Source organism: Neoaquamicrobium microcysteis (assembly GCF_008180155.1).
Taxonomy (GTDB): domain Bacteria; phylum Pseudomonadota; class Alphaproteobacteria; order Rhizobiales; family Rhizobiaceae; genus Aerobium; species Aerobium microcysteis.
In genome coordinates, this window is the sequence record NZ_VSZS01000052.1 from 24,207 (window position 1) to 40,333 (window position 16,127).

The 16,127-nt window shown below is 63.0% G+C and carries 14 protein-coding genes; 10 read left to right on the forward strand and 4 right to left on the reverse strand.

What is annotated here, in order from left to right; translation table 11 throughout:
- Nucleotides 1-14: 14 nt before the first annotated feature.
- From FY036_RS02300 to FY036_RS02315, 4 genes are read left to right on the forward strand one after another with little or no spacing between them, the layout of a single operon-like run.
- Complete coding sequence (locus tag FY036_RS02300) at nt 15-956, forward strand: ABC transporter permease (RefSeq protein WP_148913085.1); 942 nt, start codon at nt 15-17, stop codon at nt 954-956.
- The gene (locus tag FY036_RS02305; RefSeq protein ID WP_148913086.1) at nt 956-1,840 is read left to right on the forward strand and encodes an ABC transporter permease; all 885 of its coding nucleotides are present in this window, start codon (nt 956-958) and stop codon (nt 1,838-1,840) included. Before FY036_RS02300 ends, FY036_RS02305 begins: the two co-directional genes overlap by 1 nt.
- A gap of 2 nt (nt 1,841-1,842) precedes the next feature.
- Nucleotides 1,843-3,522, forward strand: a complete 1,680-nt coding sequence (locus tag FY036_RS02310; RefSeq protein WP_148913087.1) for an ABC transporter ATP-binding protein — start codon at nt 1,843-1,845, stop codon at nt 3,520-3,522.
- Between the two features lie 17 nt (nt 3,523-3,539).
- On the forward strand, nt 3,540-4,760 hold the full coding sequence (locus FY036_RS02315) for an NAD(P)/FAD-dependent oxidoreductase (RefSeq protein ID WP_148913088.1): 1,221 nt from the start codon (nt 3,540-3,542) through the stop codon (nt 4,758-4,760).
- A gap of 3 nt (nt 4,761-4,763) precedes the next feature.
- Here the strand turns inward: FY036_RS02315 and FY036_RS02320 are convergent, their stop codons facing one another.
- The 4 genes from FY036_RS02320 to soxR all read right to left on the reverse strand — a co-directional run bounded on the left by FY036_RS02320 (nt 4,764) and on the right by soxR (nt 9,029).
- A complete protein-coding gene (locus FY036_RS02320) occupies nt 4,764-5,564 on the reverse strand; it encodes an IclR family transcriptional regulator (protein ID WP_148913089.1) in 801 nt (266 codons plus the stop codon).
- Between the two features lie 26 nt (nt 5,565-5,590).
- On the reverse strand, nt 5,591-6,562 hold the full coding sequence (locus FY036_RS02325) for a CobW family GTP-binding protein (protein WP_148913090.1): 972 nt from the start codon (nt 6,560-6,562) through the stop codon (nt 5,591-5,593).
- Nucleotides 6,559-8,082 carry an amidohydrolase family protein gene (locus tag FY036_RS02330; protein WP_148913091.1) on the reverse strand — a complete coding sequence of 508 codons (1,524 nt, stop codon included), beginning with the start codon at nt 8,080-8,082 and terminating at the stop codon, nt 6,559-6,561. Before FY036_RS02330 ends, FY036_RS02325 begins: the two co-directional genes overlap by 4 nt.
- A 482-nt stretch (nt 8,083-8,564) precedes the next feature.
- Nucleotides 8,565-9,029 carry a redox-sensitive transcriptional activator SoxR gene (gene soxR / locus FY036_RS02335; RefSeq protein WP_148913092.1) on the reverse strand — a complete coding sequence of 155 codons (465 nt, stop codon included), beginning with the start codon at nt 9,027-9,029 and terminating at the stop codon, nt 8,565-8,567.
- A gap of 85 nt (nt 9,030-9,114) precedes the next feature.
- Here soxR and FY036_RS02340 point away from each other — a divergent pair, with 85 nt between their 5' ends.
- The 6 genes from FY036_RS02340 (at nt 9,115) to nirD (ending at nt 16,127) form a co-directional block, all read left to right on the forward strand.
- Nucleotides 9,115-9,507, forward strand: a complete 393-nt coding sequence (locus FY036_RS02340; RefSeq protein ID WP_148913093.1) for a RidA family protein — start codon at nt 9,115-9,117, stop codon at nt 9,505-9,507.
- A 346-nt stretch (nt 9,508-9,853) separates the two neighbouring features.
- Nucleotides 9,854-10,456, forward strand: a complete 603-nt coding sequence (locus FY036_RS02345; protein ID WP_148913094.1) for an ANTAR domain-containing response regulator — start codon at nt 9,854-9,856, stop codon at nt 10,454-10,456.
- A complete protein-coding gene (locus FY036_RS02350; RefSeq protein WP_148913095.1) occupies nt 10,453-11,679 on the forward strand; it encodes a CmpA/NrtA family ABC transporter substrate-binding protein in 1,227 nt (408 codons plus the stop codon). Before FY036_RS02345 ends, FY036_RS02350 begins: the two co-directional genes overlap by 4 nt.
- 354 nt (nt 11,680-12,033) lie before the next feature.
- Nucleotides 12,034-13,335 carry an MFS transporter gene (locus FY036_RS02355; RefSeq protein WP_148913096.1) on the forward strand — a complete coding sequence of 434 codons (1,302 nt, stop codon included), beginning with the start codon at nt 12,034-12,036 and terminating at the stop codon, nt 13,333-13,335.
- 12 nt (nt 13,336-13,347) lie between these two features.
- Nucleotides 13,348-15,798, forward strand: a complete 2,451-nt coding sequence (nirB, locus tag FY036_RS02360; RefSeq protein WP_148913097.1) for a nitrite reductase large subunit NirB — start codon at nt 13,348-13,350, stop codon at nt 15,796-15,798.
- Nucleotides 15,798-16,127, forward strand: a complete 330-nt coding sequence (nirD, locus tag FY036_RS02365) for a nitrite reductase small subunit NirD (RefSeq protein ID WP_148913098.1) — start codon at nt 15,798-15,800, stop codon at nt 16,125-16,127. The genes nirB and nirD overlap by 1 nt, the downstream gene beginning before the upstream one ends.

Below are 16,127 nucleotides of genomic sequence, written 5' to 3' on the forward strand. Positions count from 1 at the left end.
GGAGACAGGGCGACATGCTGGGTTACATCGTCAAGCGCATCCTGGCCGTCATTCCGGTCATGGCGATCGTCGCCCTGATCGTCTTCCTGATCCTGCGGCTGACGCCCGGCGATCCGGCCGCCATCATTGCCGGCGACACGGCGACGCCGGACCAGATCGCCAGCCTGCGCGAGAGCATGGGTCTCAACGAGCCGATCTACGTCCAGTTCTTCCAGTGGATAGGGCAGTTGCTGCACGGCGACCTGGGCACCTCGCTCCTGTCCGGCACCTCGGTCAACGCGCTTATCGCCGACCGCATCTGGCCGACGCTCAACATCGCGCTCCTCAGCATCGTCATGTCGGTCGCGATCGCCGTGCCGCTCGGCACGCTTGCGGCATGGCGGCACGGCAGGTTCGGCGACCATGTCGTGATGGCGATCTCCGTCGCCGGCTTTTCTGTTCCCGCCTTCGTCGTCGGCTATGTGCTGATCAAGGTCTTCGCGGCCGATCTTCGCTGGCTGCCCGTCCAGGGCTACCGCGCACCGTCGCAGGGCATGGGCGAATTCCTGCGCCATGCGATCCTTCCGGCGATGACCCTGACCGCCGCCTATGTCGCGCTCACCGCCCGGATGACGCGGGCAAGCCTGCTCAACGTGCTGGGCGAGGACTACATCCGCACCGCCCATGCCAAGGGCGTCAAGGACGTCACGGTGCTGCTGCGCCATGGCCTGCGAAACGCCGCGGTGCCGATCCTGACCGTGGTGGGCACAGGCTTCGCGATGTTGTTGTCGGGCGTGGTCGTGGTCGAGAGCGTTTTCAACATCCCCGGCATCGGACGCCTTACCATCGACGCCGTGATGGCGCGCGACTACCCCGTCATCCAGGGCATGATCCTTCTCACCAGCGGCATCTATGTGCTGGTCAACCTGCTGATCGACATCGCCTACACCGTTTTCGACCCGAGGATCCGCTACTGATGGCCGATGTCTCCCGTGCGACGACCCCCGGTGGTGGGATCGCCCGCCTTCTCGGCCTTCCGCCCGGCACGCGCATCGGCGTGGTGCCCTGGATCGCGCTGGCGATGCTGCTTTTCATCGTGCTGGTCACCGTGTTTGCGCCGCTGTTTTCGCCGCACGATCCGATTGCGCTGTCGCCGCTCAACCGGCTGAAGCCGTCGAGCGCCGAGTTCCCGCTGGGGACCGACGCCTATGGCCGCGATGTGCTGTCGCGCGTGCTGTACGGCGGGCAGGTGTCGCTGCTGATCGGCGTGGCCACGGCGGCTATCGCGGTGGTCGCGGGGCTGGCGATCGGGCTGGTCGCCGGTTTCTTCCGGCTCGCCGATGCCCTTATCATGCGGGTCATGGATGCGTTCATGGCGATCCCGCCCGTGCTTCTGGCGGTCGCGCTGGTCGCCATCCACGGGGCGAGCGTCTCGTCCGTGATCCTCGCCATCACCTTTTCCGAAATCCCGCGCGTGGTGCGGCTGGTGCGCTCCATCGTCCTGTCCGCGCGCGAAGAGCCCTATGTCGAGGCCGCGATCTCGCTCGGCACGCGGATGCCCGTGATCCTGTGGCGGCACCTGATGCCGAACACGCTCGCACCGCTGATTGTGCAGGCCACCTACATCTGCGCCTCGGCGATCCTCATCGAGGCGATCCTGTCGTTTCTCGGTCTCGGCATTGGCACCGAAACGCCGAGCTGGGGCAACATCATGGCCGACGGCCGCACCTACTTCATGCTGAAGCCGTCGCTGATCTTCTGGCCGGGCCTAGTCCTGTCGCTGTGCGTGCTGTCGATCAACATCCTCGGCGACACCGCGCGCGACATGCTCGATCCGCGTATGCGCAAGCGGGAGGCGTGATCATGGCGACGCGGTTCAAGACGCAGGACTTCGACCCTGCTGACGAGGTGATCGCCATCGATCGGCTCTGCGTCGAGCTCGGCACCGCTGAGGGCGGACGCCGTGTGCTCGACGAGGTCAGCCTGACGATCCGGCTCGGCGAGACCGCCTGTCTGGTCGGCGAAAGCGGGTCGGGCAAGTCGCTGACGTCGCTTGCTGTCATGGGACTTCTCCCCGCAAACGCGATCCGGGTCACGTCCGGCTCGATCCGGCTCGGCGACACCGACCTTCTCACCCGCAGCGCGCGTGAAATCCGCGCCATGCGCGGCAGCCGCATGTCGATGATCTTCCAGGAGCCGATGACCGCGCTCAACCCCGTGATGCGCGTCGGCCACCAAATCGCGGAGGTGCTGGAGGCGCACGGCATTGGCTCGACCTCAGAAAGGCGTCGCCGGGTACTCGACATCATGGCGCAGGTGCACCTCCCCGATGTCGAGCGTGTCTACCGTTCCTATCCGCACCAGCTTTCGGGCGGCCAGCGTCAACGCATCATGATCGCAATGGCGCTCATTCTTGAGCCGGCTCTCCTTATCGCCGACGAGCCGACGACCGCTCTGGACGTCACCACCCAGCAGCAAATCCTGGGGCTGATCTCTGAGCTTCAGCGCGTCCATGGGACAGCGGTGCTGTTCATCACCCACGACATGGGGGTGGTATCGGAGATCGCAGACACTGTGCACGTCATGCGGCAGGGGCGCATCGTCGAAAGCGCGCCAGCGGAGCGGCTTTTCCGCACGCCGCAGCACGACTACACCAAAGCCCTCCTCGACGCTGTCCCGAGCCTGCATCCTCGACAGCCGCGACCGCAAGAGACGCGGCCGCCGGTGCTCGACGTTGAATCTTTGGGCAAGACCTACGAAAGCGGCGGCTTTCTCAAGAAGCATGTGGCCAAACGCGCCGCGGAGGACGTCACGTTCCAGCTTCGTCCCGGCCGTACGCTCGGCATCGTCGGCGAAAGCGGCTCCGGCAAGTCGACGGTGGCGCGGTGCGTCATGCGGCTGATCGATCCGACCGACGGCACGATCCGCCTCGGGGATGCCGACATCACGCGCCTTTCTCCCGGCCAGTTGCGCAGCCGGCGCGCGAAGATCCAGATCGTTTTCCAGGATCCCTATCGCTCGCTCAATCCGCGCCGCAAGATCGTCAGCAGCCTGATCGAGGGACCGATAAATTTCGGCCTGCCGCGTAACCAGGCAATCGAACGTGCCAGAACGCTGCTCGAAACGGTGGGCTTGCCGGCCGATGCGCTCGACTGTTACCCGCACCAGTTCTCCGGTGGCCAGCGGCAGCGCATCGCCATCGCCCGCGCCGTCGCGATGGAGCCGGATGTGATCGTCGCCGACGAGGCCGTGTCGGCGTTGGACGTATCGGTGCAGGACCAGGTGCTGCACCTGCTGGAAGATCTGCAGCGCGATCTTGGAATAGCCATCCTGTTCATCACGCACGATTTGAGGGTCGCGGCGCAGATATGCGACGACGTCATCGTGATGCAGCACGGCAAGGTGGTCGAGCACGGCACGGCCGGCGACGTGCTGGTGTCGCCACGCCACGCCTATACGCGGGCGCTCATCGAGGCGGCACCGGGGCGCGGCTGGGACTTTGCCGCCGGCCGCGAGATCGCGCGCGAAGAGACGAACGCCTGAATCGGGGAATATCATCCATGACAGACTGCATCGTTCTCGGGGCCGGCATGGTTGGTGTCGGTACCGCGCTCGCGCTCCAGCGGATGGGCGTCGACGTAACGCTCGTCGACCGGCGCGCACCCGGCGAGGAAACCAGCTACGGCAATGCCGGCGTCATTCAGGTCGAGGCGGTCGAGCCCTATGCGTTTCCGCGCGGCTTCGGCGACATCGTCTCCGCCGCCATCGGCCTCAACCCGAGCGTGCGCTGGCAGGCGGGTTCGCTGCATCGCTGGGCGTTGCCTCTGATGCGTTACTTCGTCAACTCTTCCGCCAGCAATCATCGCCGGATTTCTGCTGTCTACAGCCAGATGATCCGCCGCGCAGGCGACGATCATGCGCCTTTGATCGACGCTGCAGGCGCGGGCAACCTGATCCGCAGCGACGGGTTCAGGCAGGTTCATCGCAGCGCCCGTACCTTTGATGGGGCTGCCCGTGACGCGGAGCGGTTGGGCCGCGAATACGGCGTCGGCTCCAAAGTGGAGACAGCGGCTGAACTGGCCACCAAAGAGGCAGGTTTGAAGACCACGCTTGCCGGTGCGGTGCTGTGGACGGAACCGTTGAGCTGTGCCGATCCCGGCGAACTGGTCGCGGCCTATGCCCGCCTTTTCGCACAGCGTGGGGGCACGCTGGCGGTCGCGGATGCGACGACCCTGCGTCCAGCCGGATCGGGCTGGCAGATCCTTGGACCCGATGGCGCCATCATGGCCGAGAACGCGGTCGTCGCTCTCGGCCCCTGGAGTGGCAACCTGCTGCGACAACTGGGCTACCGGGTTCCGATGTTCTTCAAGCGGGGTTATCACCAGCACTTCACGGGCGCCGGCCCGGCGTTGCCGCTGATGGATGCCGACCGTGGCGTCGTGATCTCGCCGATGAACCGCGGCGTGCGCGTTCTCACCGGCGCTGAAATCGCCTGGCTGGAGTCGCCGTCGACGCCCTATCAGATACGTGCGGCCACGCGCGCCGCCGATGAGCTTTTCGATCTTGGCGATCCTGTCGAGGACACCGCATGGTTCGGCAACCGGCCCTGTATGCCGGGGATGCTGCCGGTCGTCGGCCGCGCGCCGCGCCACAAAGGGCTTTGGCTCAATTTCGGCCATGGCCATCAGGGGTTCACCCTGGGGCCGACCACTGGCCGGATGCTGGCCGGTGAAATGGCGGGTAACGAAAAGCTGCCCGACGAGTTGGCGCTGGCGGCCTGACGCCTACGCGTCCCGGTCGCGGAAGAGATGGCTGTGAGCGCGGTCGCCCATGGGCCAGACAGCGGCGCGCAGGTAGCCCGACAGCTCTTCGGCCCCGCGCCGAAGAATATCGATCAGCTCGTCCTCGCGCGCGTCGAGGTCTGCCTGCGGCAGGATGATGCTCAAGGTCGCCACGCACTGGCCGTTGCGGTTCGATATCGGTGTTCCAGCGGTGCCCACATAGCGCTCGATCAGGCCGCGCGCGATAAAGTAGCCATCGCGCGCGGCTTGATCGATCTCGTCACAGAACTGGTCGAACGGCATAAGCTCTCCGGACCCGAGCCGAAAATCCTCTTCGGGGATGTTGCGGCGGATGAGGTCGTGCGGGACGTCGACGAGTTGCAGCCGTGCCGAGCCGGTGATGGGGAATGGATAGCGCGAGCCTTCGACCGTGCGCAGATAGTTGCGGCTGCGCCCAGTGGCGGTGATGAGCACGAGCTGCTGCCAGTTGTCCGCGACGTTGATTTCGGTGACGACGCCGGTCTCGACCGCCACGCGCTGCACGACCTCCCGCGCTACCTGCTCGAAGCGCGCGCTACGCGAATAGGCCAGCCCCAGCAGGCCCGCGCGGTGCCCGAGGCTGATGCCGCCATCGTCGTCCAGCGTCAGCCAGCCGCGCACAACGAGCTGGTCGACAAGCGAGTAAATGGTCGAACGCGGGCAGTCCAGCGCTTTTGCGAGAGCGTTGCGGCTGACGGGCCTCTGCTCGTTTTCCAGATGCTCCAGAATGTCGAGAATTCTGTCGGTGCCCTTGGCTCGCTGCACAAGTGTTCTCCCCGTTTTCCAGAGACCTAAGCCGATGGATGCGATCGCGCAAGCGACGCCGTGGCCGTGTGGCCCGCCTCTGCCGCCGCATCGAGCCTTTCGGCGAGTTTAGTCGTGTCCAGACGCGCCGCTTCGCCGATCAACACCAGCCGGCAGCCGGGCTCATGTCGTCCAGCCATCGGCTCCAGCGTCACCCTTTGGCCGACGAGTTGCAGCAAATGCGCGCGGTCCGGCCGTTCCGCCAGATGCAGGATACCTTTCGCCCGCACCACGGACGCGGCGAACTCCGCAATCACACCCTGGAGCGCGGAAAGGACAATCGCGCCGTCGCTTCGCCATTCGAGCTTGGTGAAGCGGTCCTGCCTGTGCGGCGCAACGGTTTCGGTAGCCGTGAAGCGGCCGGGCGGCGCGGGCGCATCGAGCAGAAGATCGATGGGAAGGCGCTCGCTGTCTGCATCGATGACGGGCGGCTTGCCATTCGGCGAAAGGGCGGAGGTGAGCTGCGCCACGGCGGCGGCCTCCAGCCCGGATGTCTTGGACAAGACGACGAAGCTCGCGCCGGCAAGCTGGGCGCGCCAGAGCGTGTCGGCGCGCCGCTCCGAGGTTTGGGTGACGTCCTCGGCATCGACGACGCACACAACGGCATCGAGCCGCGCGGTCTTCCACAGCACAGGATCGGCGAGGGCGTGCGCTATACCGGAAGGATCGGCTATGCCGCTCGCCTCGATGACGATGTGGTCGGGCGGCGGGGTCCGCGCCAGCAGCAGTTTCAGGGTGCGCAGCAGGTCGCCCTGAAGCGTGCAGCACACGCAGCCATTGGCAAGGCCGATCACACTGTCGGTGGAGGTGCGGATCAGCTCCTCATCGATATTGATCGCGCCGAAGTCGTTGACGATGGCGGCGATGTGGCGCCCGTCCGCGTCGGCAAGCAAGGCGTTGATGAGCGTGGTCTTGCCAGCGCCGAGATACCCCGTGACGACAACGACCGGTGTGCTCATCGCGGCGTGCTCCGGATGGGACGGCCGGGACGCGCGTCACGCACGAGTTGGCCGTTGGCTACCACAGCCTCACCGTTGACCAGCACATGGACCATGCCGTCAGCGGCGAGGTGCATGTCCTCGAACGTTGACCTGTCCTGCACGGTTTCAAGGTCGAAAACCACGATGTCGGCGTCGCATCCGGGCTGAAGCCGGCCCTTGCGGCGGAACACGTCGCTGCAGCGCTCGACGATCTGCGCGGGGATGAGCGCGCATTTGGCGATGGCTTCAACCAGTGGCACCGCCTCGCGTTCGCGCACCCATTGGGCGAGGAAGCGGGTGTAGGTGCCGGCCGAGCGCGGATGGGACGTCTTGTCGGCCGGGAGCGGCCATTCCTCGCCGGTGTACAGCGTGCCGTCGGGGTTGCTCCACGGCACCGCGTCGGACGCGATTGCGCCGCCCGGATACATCACCGAGACGTCGAGCAGCCGCTGGTCGTGGGGGTTGTCGGTGTCGAGATAGTGCCATAGCACCAGTGCTTCCGGCGTTTGCGCGCGGGCGGCGACGAGCTCGTCCCGGTCCCCGAACCGCTTACCGGTCGAAACCACCTGGATCGCGCCGTAGCCCGTTCCGGTTCGTTCGGCAAAATCGGAGTCAATGAAGAAGCGGGCGCTCATCACGGTCGATCCCGTGCCGTAGGGATAGGCCTCGGTGGTGATTAGAAGACCCTGTGCCTGTGCTTTGGCGATCAGCCTCGCGGCGTCCTCGACGTCCCGCAGGCTGGTGCTGTTGAGGTGGCAGATGTGCATGTGCGCGCCGGTCGCGCCGGCCAGGCCGATCAGTTGCACATAGGCCTCGACCGAGCTTCTGGGATCGATGTTGGACATATAGGGAATGTGGGTATAGGTCGGCCGGTCGAATTCTGCAGCCAGTTCGCAGATTCGCGTCATTTCCTTGACGCCAGCGCCGGCGGCATAGCCGTGAGGTATGCCGATGCCGAGTGCGCCCTCTTCGAGAGCCTGACGCGTCAGCCGGACAATCTCATCGGTCTGCGGCGCAGTCGCGGCGTCCACCGACCAGCGCATGTCGTCGGAGCCGGCACCCATCATCTCGATGGGCGCAAGACCGCCATCGAGCTCCATGCCGATCATCACCGCCTTGCGCGCGAAGATCCATGCAGCGGCGGTCCCGTAGTTGAGCACCCGGCCCCCGGCCTGCTGCTGTTGATACCAGCGCGCGACGGGAAGCGAACCTACTTCCAGCTCCAGCGCGGTGGTGACGCCGTCGAAGACCTGCATCCGGTCGGCGGGAATGGATTGCCCGTGGGCATGGAGGTCGATGAAGCCCGGTGAGACAACGAGCCCGGTCGCGTCGATCTCGTTCTTTCCGGCACCAAGCGATGGACCGACAGCAACGATCTGGTCGCCGGATACGGCTACATCGGCAATTGCATCATGACCGGTTTCCGGATCGACGACCCTGCCGTTGCGAATGACGAGATCGAAGCTTTTGGCCATATTAATGTCCCTTATTAAAGGCATTGCTCGTTGTGGTGTCACTGCGGGCACCATGACAGAATGGCGCGTCTTCTGTCCATCTGCTTTTCGGGTTTGGCCCTTACCCCTAGGTAGTGTTCCGCGCGATCTGATCGGCCATCTAGGAGCCGCAAAGTCTATCGGCTCAGGGCCTCGCAGCCCGAACCCCGAGCCTGCCACACCTGTGTGAGGACCGGAGAACTCCTGTTTGAGTTCGGGGCCCGCACATACCGCGACCTGCCATATTCGACGCGCCTCAGGACGCCCGGTTGCTGCCAAAGGAGAAAATGCTGGCTGGCGATATCCAATCCAAGTGCCGCGCGGCAAGGAGGGGAGATAGGATACAGAATTGAAGCTCCCGTGGATGGCCGCTTTTCGAGATACTGGGCACCTCACCCATTGTCGGGTGGAAGGTCAGCGGTGCCGCCGTCGCCTGTTGCAGCCATGCGGATCGAACTGCACTTCGGATTGCGGTTGATCGCGCTAAGTCACTCCCTGCGCAGACCACCCATCGTTTGCTTCCCCAGCCAATATCGCGGCCCCGGCCCCAATCGTCCCGCTCGGTCATCCGGATTTGACAGGGCGCATTGATCCAAGGATAAACAGCCGCAACTGATGCAGTCAGCGAGACCGGCCTTTAGCCTTTCAAGCTCGGCGATCCGCTCATCGATCCGGCTCACCCAAGACACCGAAAGCTTGGACCAGTCCTCCCCTTTCGGTACGCGCCCAGTTGACAATCTGGCAAGCTCGCGTCCGATCTCCTTAAGGGTGAGGCCCACTCGCTGGGCGAAAACGATGAAGGCGACGCGGCGCAGCGTGGAGCGGGGAAAGCGACGTTGACCGCTCGAGCTCCGTTCAGCAGCAATCAGGCCAAGACCCTCATAATAGCGCAAAGCGGACGCCTCTACGCCGCTGCGCCTTACCATCTGCTGCATCGTGAGTGTCGGTTCCATGCCCAAACAATACCTGCGGCAGGAATTGACCTCAAGTTAACTTCAACTTTTACAACCGCGTTCTTTCAACAAAAGGAATTGGACGATGCAGCTTCGCAAACTCAACCCGTGGACCTATCCCGAAGGCATGGATCAAGGGCTCATGATATCCGACTTCAATCGGCTGGTATTCGTATCGGGGCAATGCGCGGTTGGCGAGGACGGCGGCTCTCTTCACGCCGGCGACATGGCAGCCCAAGTTCATGCGGCCCTCAACAATGTGGAGATCGTCTTAGGTGAAGCGGGCCTGTCCCTGAGCAACATCGTACGCATGAATACCTATGTCACGGACATGGAGGCGTTTCTCGAGCATGCCGCCCAACCCATGTCGGAGCGATTGGCGCGACATGGGGTGCGGCCGCCGGGCGTTTTGGTGGGTATCGTGGAACTTGGCCGGAAGGACCTGCTCGTAGAAATCGAGATTTTCGCCGCAGCCTAGGTCGTCATGGCAACGACCGTTCTTGCGTCGCTGGACCGGTTGTGAGCCGCGCTTCGCTCTGGACTGTTTTGGCGGCTTCGTTGGCCAATGATAATATGAGTGGGTGCGGTTCCGCAGCGATTCACGAGGTTCGAGACATTTCTGACTGCTCGAACCTGCTTCAACCTCGCCCAGAACCAAGGCCACTCAATCCCCCTATATTGATGGAATATCGTGGACACCTGGACGCAGATTGAGACTGATTGGCTGGTAGTTGGGCGTTCTGCCAAAGTCCCTTGGGATTTCGCTCCGGGGAGGCGATCACTTTACCGCATTGCACAAAACGTGGAGTGGGGCATGATGTGGCATGCGCGGTGCTCCATTAAAAATACTGGTCATTGATGAGAACCGGCCTCGCGCCACAATTATAGACGCTGGTCTCCGAGAAGCCGGCCACGAGGCCGTGACAATCATCCATGATGTGACCGGCATCGCTGCAAGGATCGAGGAATTGCAGCCGGACGTTATCGTCATCGACCTGGAAAACCCGAACCGCGATATGCTTGAGAATATGTTCCAACTATCCCGCGCAGTGAAACGGCCGATCGCCATGTTCGTCGACCGCTCCGACATGGCGTCGATCGAGGCGGCCATCGATGCCGGAGTGTCGGCCTATGTGGTCGACGGTTTGAAAAAGGAGCGTGTCAAGCCGATCCTCGATATGGCGATCATCCGCTTCAATGCCTTCTCGCGGATGGCGCGCGAGCTGGAGGAAGCGCGTAGCGAACTGGAAAGCCGAAAGGTCGTCGAGCGCGCCAAGGGCATTCTCATGAAGTCGCGGGGACTTTCCGAGGCCGACGCGTATGGGCTTTTGCGCAAGACAGCGATGAACGAAAACCGAAAGATCAGTGAGATCGCCCAGAGCCTCGTTACGGCGGCCGGTTTGCTGGGTCCTGGAGGCGACGCATGAGCGGCAAACACCAGATCGCCGCCGGGTTTCTGCCCTTGCTCGATAGCGCGTTGCTGGCCGCCGCCCACGAACAGGGCTTTGCAGAGGCCGAAGGCATTGAGCTCCGGCTGGTCCGGGAAAACTCGTGGGCCAGCATCCGGGACCGGCTCGCAGTCGGTCATTTCGATGCCGCTCACATGCTGGCGCCGATGCCGATTGCCTGCAATCTGGGCCTGACGCCCCTGGCGACGGAAATGATCGCACCGATGGCGCTTGGTCTCGGGGGCAATGCCGTGACCGTGTCGGTCGCTCTTTGGAGCGCCATGCGGGACAACGGCGCGCTTGATGACCTGGACCCCCTGCGAAACGGTAAGGCGCTGGGGTCAGTGATCTCGGCACGGAAGAGAGGCGGTGGCCGGCTCTTGCGTTTTGGTGTGGTGCACCCGCACTCGGGCCATAACTACGAACTGCGATATTGGCTGGCGGCCTGTGGGGTCGACCCGGAGCGGGAGATCGAAATAGTCATCCTGCCGCCACCCTTGATGCCCGACGCCTTGATTGCAGGCCGCATCGATGGATATTGCGTCGGCGAGCCATGGAACACTGCGGCGGTGTCAAAGGGCGCCGGACGCATCGTCACCGTGAAAGCTGCGATCTGGCGGTCGAGCCCGGAGAAGGTGCTTGGGGTCGCCAAGGCCTGGGCTGACCGAAATCCAGAAGCTTTGACCGCGCTGCTTCGGGCGCTCTATCGCGCTGCGGAATGGTGCGGATCGTCTGAAAACCTCGGCGATCTGGCCCGTATCCTCGCCAGCACCCATTATATCGACTGCCCGCAGGAGTGGTTGATGCCAGCGCTCATTGGCGCAGTCGAGGTGGGACCAAGTCAAGTCGTCGCGGTGCCCGACTTTTTTGTTCCGCACGCCAAGGCGGCGACCTTCCCGTGGACAAGTCATGCGCTCTGGTTCTACAGCCAGATGGTGCGGTGGGAACAGGTCGATGCCAACATCGCCAACGAAGGGATTGCGCGGAACACCTACCGACCTGATCTCTATCGCGCCGCATTGCGTGATGTCGATGTGGCGTTGCCTGGCGCCAACGCCAAGGTAGAGGGCGCGCTGAACGAGCCGACGCCGGTTGGTTCTTCAGGCCCCAGCCTCACGCTCGGTCCCGACGGATTCTTCGACGGGGCGGTCTTCGATCCTGACCAGGTTAGCGCATATCTGAGCGGTCAACGAAAACGCTAGCTCCCATCGCCGGGAGAACTGTGGGTGAGGTGTTTGCGATGCACAATATTTGCTCACGTAACGCCAAAGATTGCCGGATTATTCGACAGTCCCTGAGCCCGGCGACGAGTTGGCCAGCCGGTAGTCGTTGCAACTCAACGGAAAATCCCTCGACCTCTGACTGGCACGCTTCCTGCTTCCCTGTCCGTGAGGCCCATCGTCGGGCCACATGATTAGCGTCCAAAGAAGGGCGCACTAGGCAAAGCCGCCGATCAGATTCAGCCCGCCCGAGATATCGGGCGTCGCGAGTCTGGCCGGCGGCTTTTTTGTTTTCAGCCACAGCGGTGTCCCTGAAGCCGCAGATGGAGCAGCAGCATGATCGAGCCGGTCGAAAGCCACTCTTTGCAACAGCGAGGCGCCAGCAGGGCACTGTCGCTTTCCACCATCGCCTTCACGGTGTGTTTTGCGGTCTGGACGATCTTTTCGATCATCGGCGTGGGAATCAAAGCCGAGCTCGGCCTTTCGGAAACGGAATTCGGCCTCTTGGTCGGCATGCCGATCCTCACTGGCTCGCTGGTGCGCATGTTGCTCGGCATTTGGACAGACCGCCTGGGCGGTCGCCTGGTTTATACGGCGACGATGCTCGCGGCGGCGGTCGCTACCTTCCTGCTCGCCTTTGCCACGACCTACGCGCAGATGCTGATCGCGGCGCTCGGGGTGGGACTTGCCGGCGGGTCGTTTGCCGTCGGTGTCGCCTATGTCTCGCGCTTCTATCCGCCTGCAAAGCAAGGCACGGCTCTTGGCATTTTCGGTGTCGGCAACGTCGGCGCCGCTGTGACGAAATTCGTCGCTCCCTTCGTCTTGCTGGCGTGGGGCTGGCAGAGCGTGGCCCTCATTTGGGCTGCCTCGCTGGTGTTCATGGCGGCGGTCTTCTGGCTGGCGACGGATGATGATCCGGTGATTAAGCAGCGTCGCATGACAGCCGCCGGCCAGCCCCGCAGCTTCCTGGCAGAGTTCGAACCTCTGAAGGATATCCGTGTCTGGCGCTTCTCGCTTTACTATTTCTTCGTGTTCGGGGGCTTCGTCGCCCTGGCCCTGTGGCTTCCACGCTATCTGATCGGCGTATATGGGTTCGAACTAGCCACCGCCGGCATGATTGGCGCGGCCTACTCAATTCCGGCTTCGATCTTCCGTGCTTACGGCGGTGTCCTGTCCGACCGTATCGGTGCGCGCGCCGTGCTCTACTGGACTTTCGCCGTGTCCGTGGTCTGCTGCGCCGTCCTCGCATTGCCTGCTACCGACTATACGGTTCGCGGCATCAACGGACCGATCGCATTCCAGTTCGAGATCGGATGGCTGACATTCATCATTGTAACCTTCGTGCTCGGCTTCTTCATGGCGATTGGCAAGGCGGCCGTCTACAAGCACATCCCAGTCTACTACCCCCATAATGTTGGTGCAGTGGGGGGCCTCGTCGGCATGATCGGCGGGCTCGGCGGCTTCGTATTACCCATCGCTTTCGGCGCGCTCAATGACCTGAGCGGCATCTGGTCGAGCTGTTTCATGCTGCTCTTCGTCGTCGTGGCAGCCTGTCTCGTCTGGATGCATGTGGCAATCCAGCGAATGGCCCAGGCGCAATCGCTGGCCGAACAGGCTCTGACCTCACCGGCTGAATAGGGACAACGATCAATGACCGAGAAACTTGTCATAGTCGGCAACGGGATGGCGCCTGGCCGGATGCTGGAGCATCTGCTTGAGGCCGCCCCGAATCGCTTCCAGATTACCATCTTCAACGCCGAACCGCGCGTGAACTACGACCGCATCATGCTCTCTCCCGTTCTGTCGGGCGAAAAGCAGTATGAGGAAATCGTCATCCACGGCGATGGCTGGTACATCAAGCATGGCATCACGCTCTACAAGGGCCACAAAGTCGTCGCCATAGACCGTGACGCGAAGACCATCACCTCAAACCAGGGCGTAACCGAAACGTACGACAAGCTGGTCATCGCCACCGGCTCCGTGCCGTTTGTCATTCCGGTTCCCGGCAAGGACCTCCCAGGGGTGCTCTCCTATCGCGACCTGGATGATGTAAGCGCAATGCTTGTGGCAGCGCAATCGCGCGAAACGGCCGTTGTCATCGGTGGCGGGTTGCTCGGCCTTGAGGCGGCGGCCGGTCTCGCCGAACGCGGGATGGACGTGACTGTGCTTCACGTCATGCCCACACTGATGGAACGGCAGCTCGACCCTGCCGCCGGCTATTTGCTGCAACAGGCCGTCGAGGAGCGCGGCATCAAGGTCCGCACCAAGGCCAACACCAAAGCAATTCTTGGAAACGGAAAGGTTGAGGGCGTCGAGCTCGAAACCGGTGAAATCATTCCAGCGACCTTGGTGGTGATGGCGGTCGGCATCCGGCCCAACGTCGTCCTTGCCACAGAGGCCGGATTGGAGGTGAAGCGTGGCATCGTCACCGACAACCGGATGGTAACGTCCGATCCCGACATTCTTTCCGTCGGCGAATGCACCGAGATCGACGGACGCGTCTACGGGCTCGTCGCGCCGCTTTACGAGATGGCCAAGGTGGCGGCGGCGCAGCTCGCAGGCACCGAAGCCAAACGCTTTGTCCACGCCGACACGCCGACCAAGTTGAAGGTCACCGGCATCGATCTCTATTCGATCGGCGATTTTGCAGACGGTGAGGATCGTGAGGAGATCATCCTGCGCGACGCATCTGCTGGCATCTACAAGCGTGTGATCCTGCAGGACAACAAGATCATCGGAACAGTGCTGTTCGGTGAGACCGCGGACGGCCCGTGGTTCAATGAGCTCAAGAAGAAGGCTGTCGACATCTCAGGCATACGCGACACGCTGATTTTCGGGCAGGCGTTCCAGGGGGGCGTGTCCACGGACCCTTTGGCGGCCATTGCGGCCCTGGCGGATGATGCGGAAGTCTGCGGCTGCAACGGCGTTTGCAAGAGCACGATCACGTCAGTTATCGCGGAAAAGGGACTGACGTCGCTGGAAGACGTGCGGGCGCACACGAAGGCCTCCGCCTCGTGCGGTACGTGCACCGGGCTGGTCGAAAAGATCATGACCCTGACTCTGGGAGACGGGTACAATCCAGCGGTCGTTCAACCAATGTGTGGCTGCACCGATCTTGGCCACGACGACGTTCGCCGGCTGATAAAGGCGAAGAGCCTGAAGACCATCCCGCAGGTCATGCAGGAGCTGGAGTGGAAGACTTCGTGCGGCTGTGCCAAATGTCGGCCCGCCCTCAACTACTACCTCGTGGCCGACTGGCCGGCCGAGTACGCAGATGACTACCAGTCGCGTTTCATAAACGAGCGCGTCCACGCCAACATTCAAAAGGATGGCACTTACTCGGTCGTTCCGCGCATGTGGGGAGGCGTGACCTCGGCAGGCGAGCTGCGTGCAATCGCAGACGTGGTCGACAAGTTTGCCATTCCGGCGGTGAAGGTCACCGGTGGTCAACGCATCGATATGCTGGGCGTCCGCAAGGAGGACCTCCCTGCAGTCTGGGCCGATCTCGGCAAGGCCGGCTTCGTGTCGGGCCATGCCTATGCCAAGGGCCTGCGTACCGTAAAAACCTGCGTCGGCACCGATTGGTGCCGTTTCGGCACCCAGGATTCGACCGGGCTCGGCGTTCGCATCGAGAAATTCATGTGGGGCTCCTGGACGCCGGCCAAGGTCAAGATGGCCGTCTCCGGCTGCCCGCGCAACTGCGCGGAAGCGACATGCAAGGATGTCGGCGTGATCTGTGTGGATTCGGGGTACGAGATCCACTTTGCAGGCGCAGCCGGCCTCGACATTAAGGGTACCGAAGTTCTCGGACAGGTCAGGACCGAAGAAGAGGCACTGGAGGTGATCGTTGCACTCACCCAAATGTACCGAGAGCAGGGCCGCTATCTGGAGCGCATCTACAAATGGGCCAGACGTATCGGGCGTGACGAGATCCAGCGCCAGATCATCGACGACCCGCAGAAGCGCAAAGCGTATTTCGACCGCTTCGTCTTTAGCCAGAAATTTGCACAGGTTGACCCGTGGTCGCAACGCGTTTCCGGCAAGGACAAACACGAATTCAGCCCCATAGCGCCTATCAGTTTCAACGAGGCTGCAGAGTGATGAACTGGTTCGATATCGGCGAAATCAACGATATTCCACTGCGCGGTGCGCGTTGCCTGAAGACGCGTCAAGGCAAGATCGCGGTCTTTCGCACGCATGAAGACCGCATCTATGCCATCGAGGACCACTGTCCGCACAAGGGTGGCCCACTCAGCCAAGGGATCGTTCACGGGGCAGCCGTAACATGCCCGTTGCACAATTGGGTGATCTCGCTGGAGACCGGAAAGGCGCTCGGCCCGGACGACGGAGCCGTGAGGACGATCCCTGTGCGCGTCGAGGAGGGGCGGATCCTTGTTGGCCTCGGGGAACTGCTGGCGGCTGCGGAATAG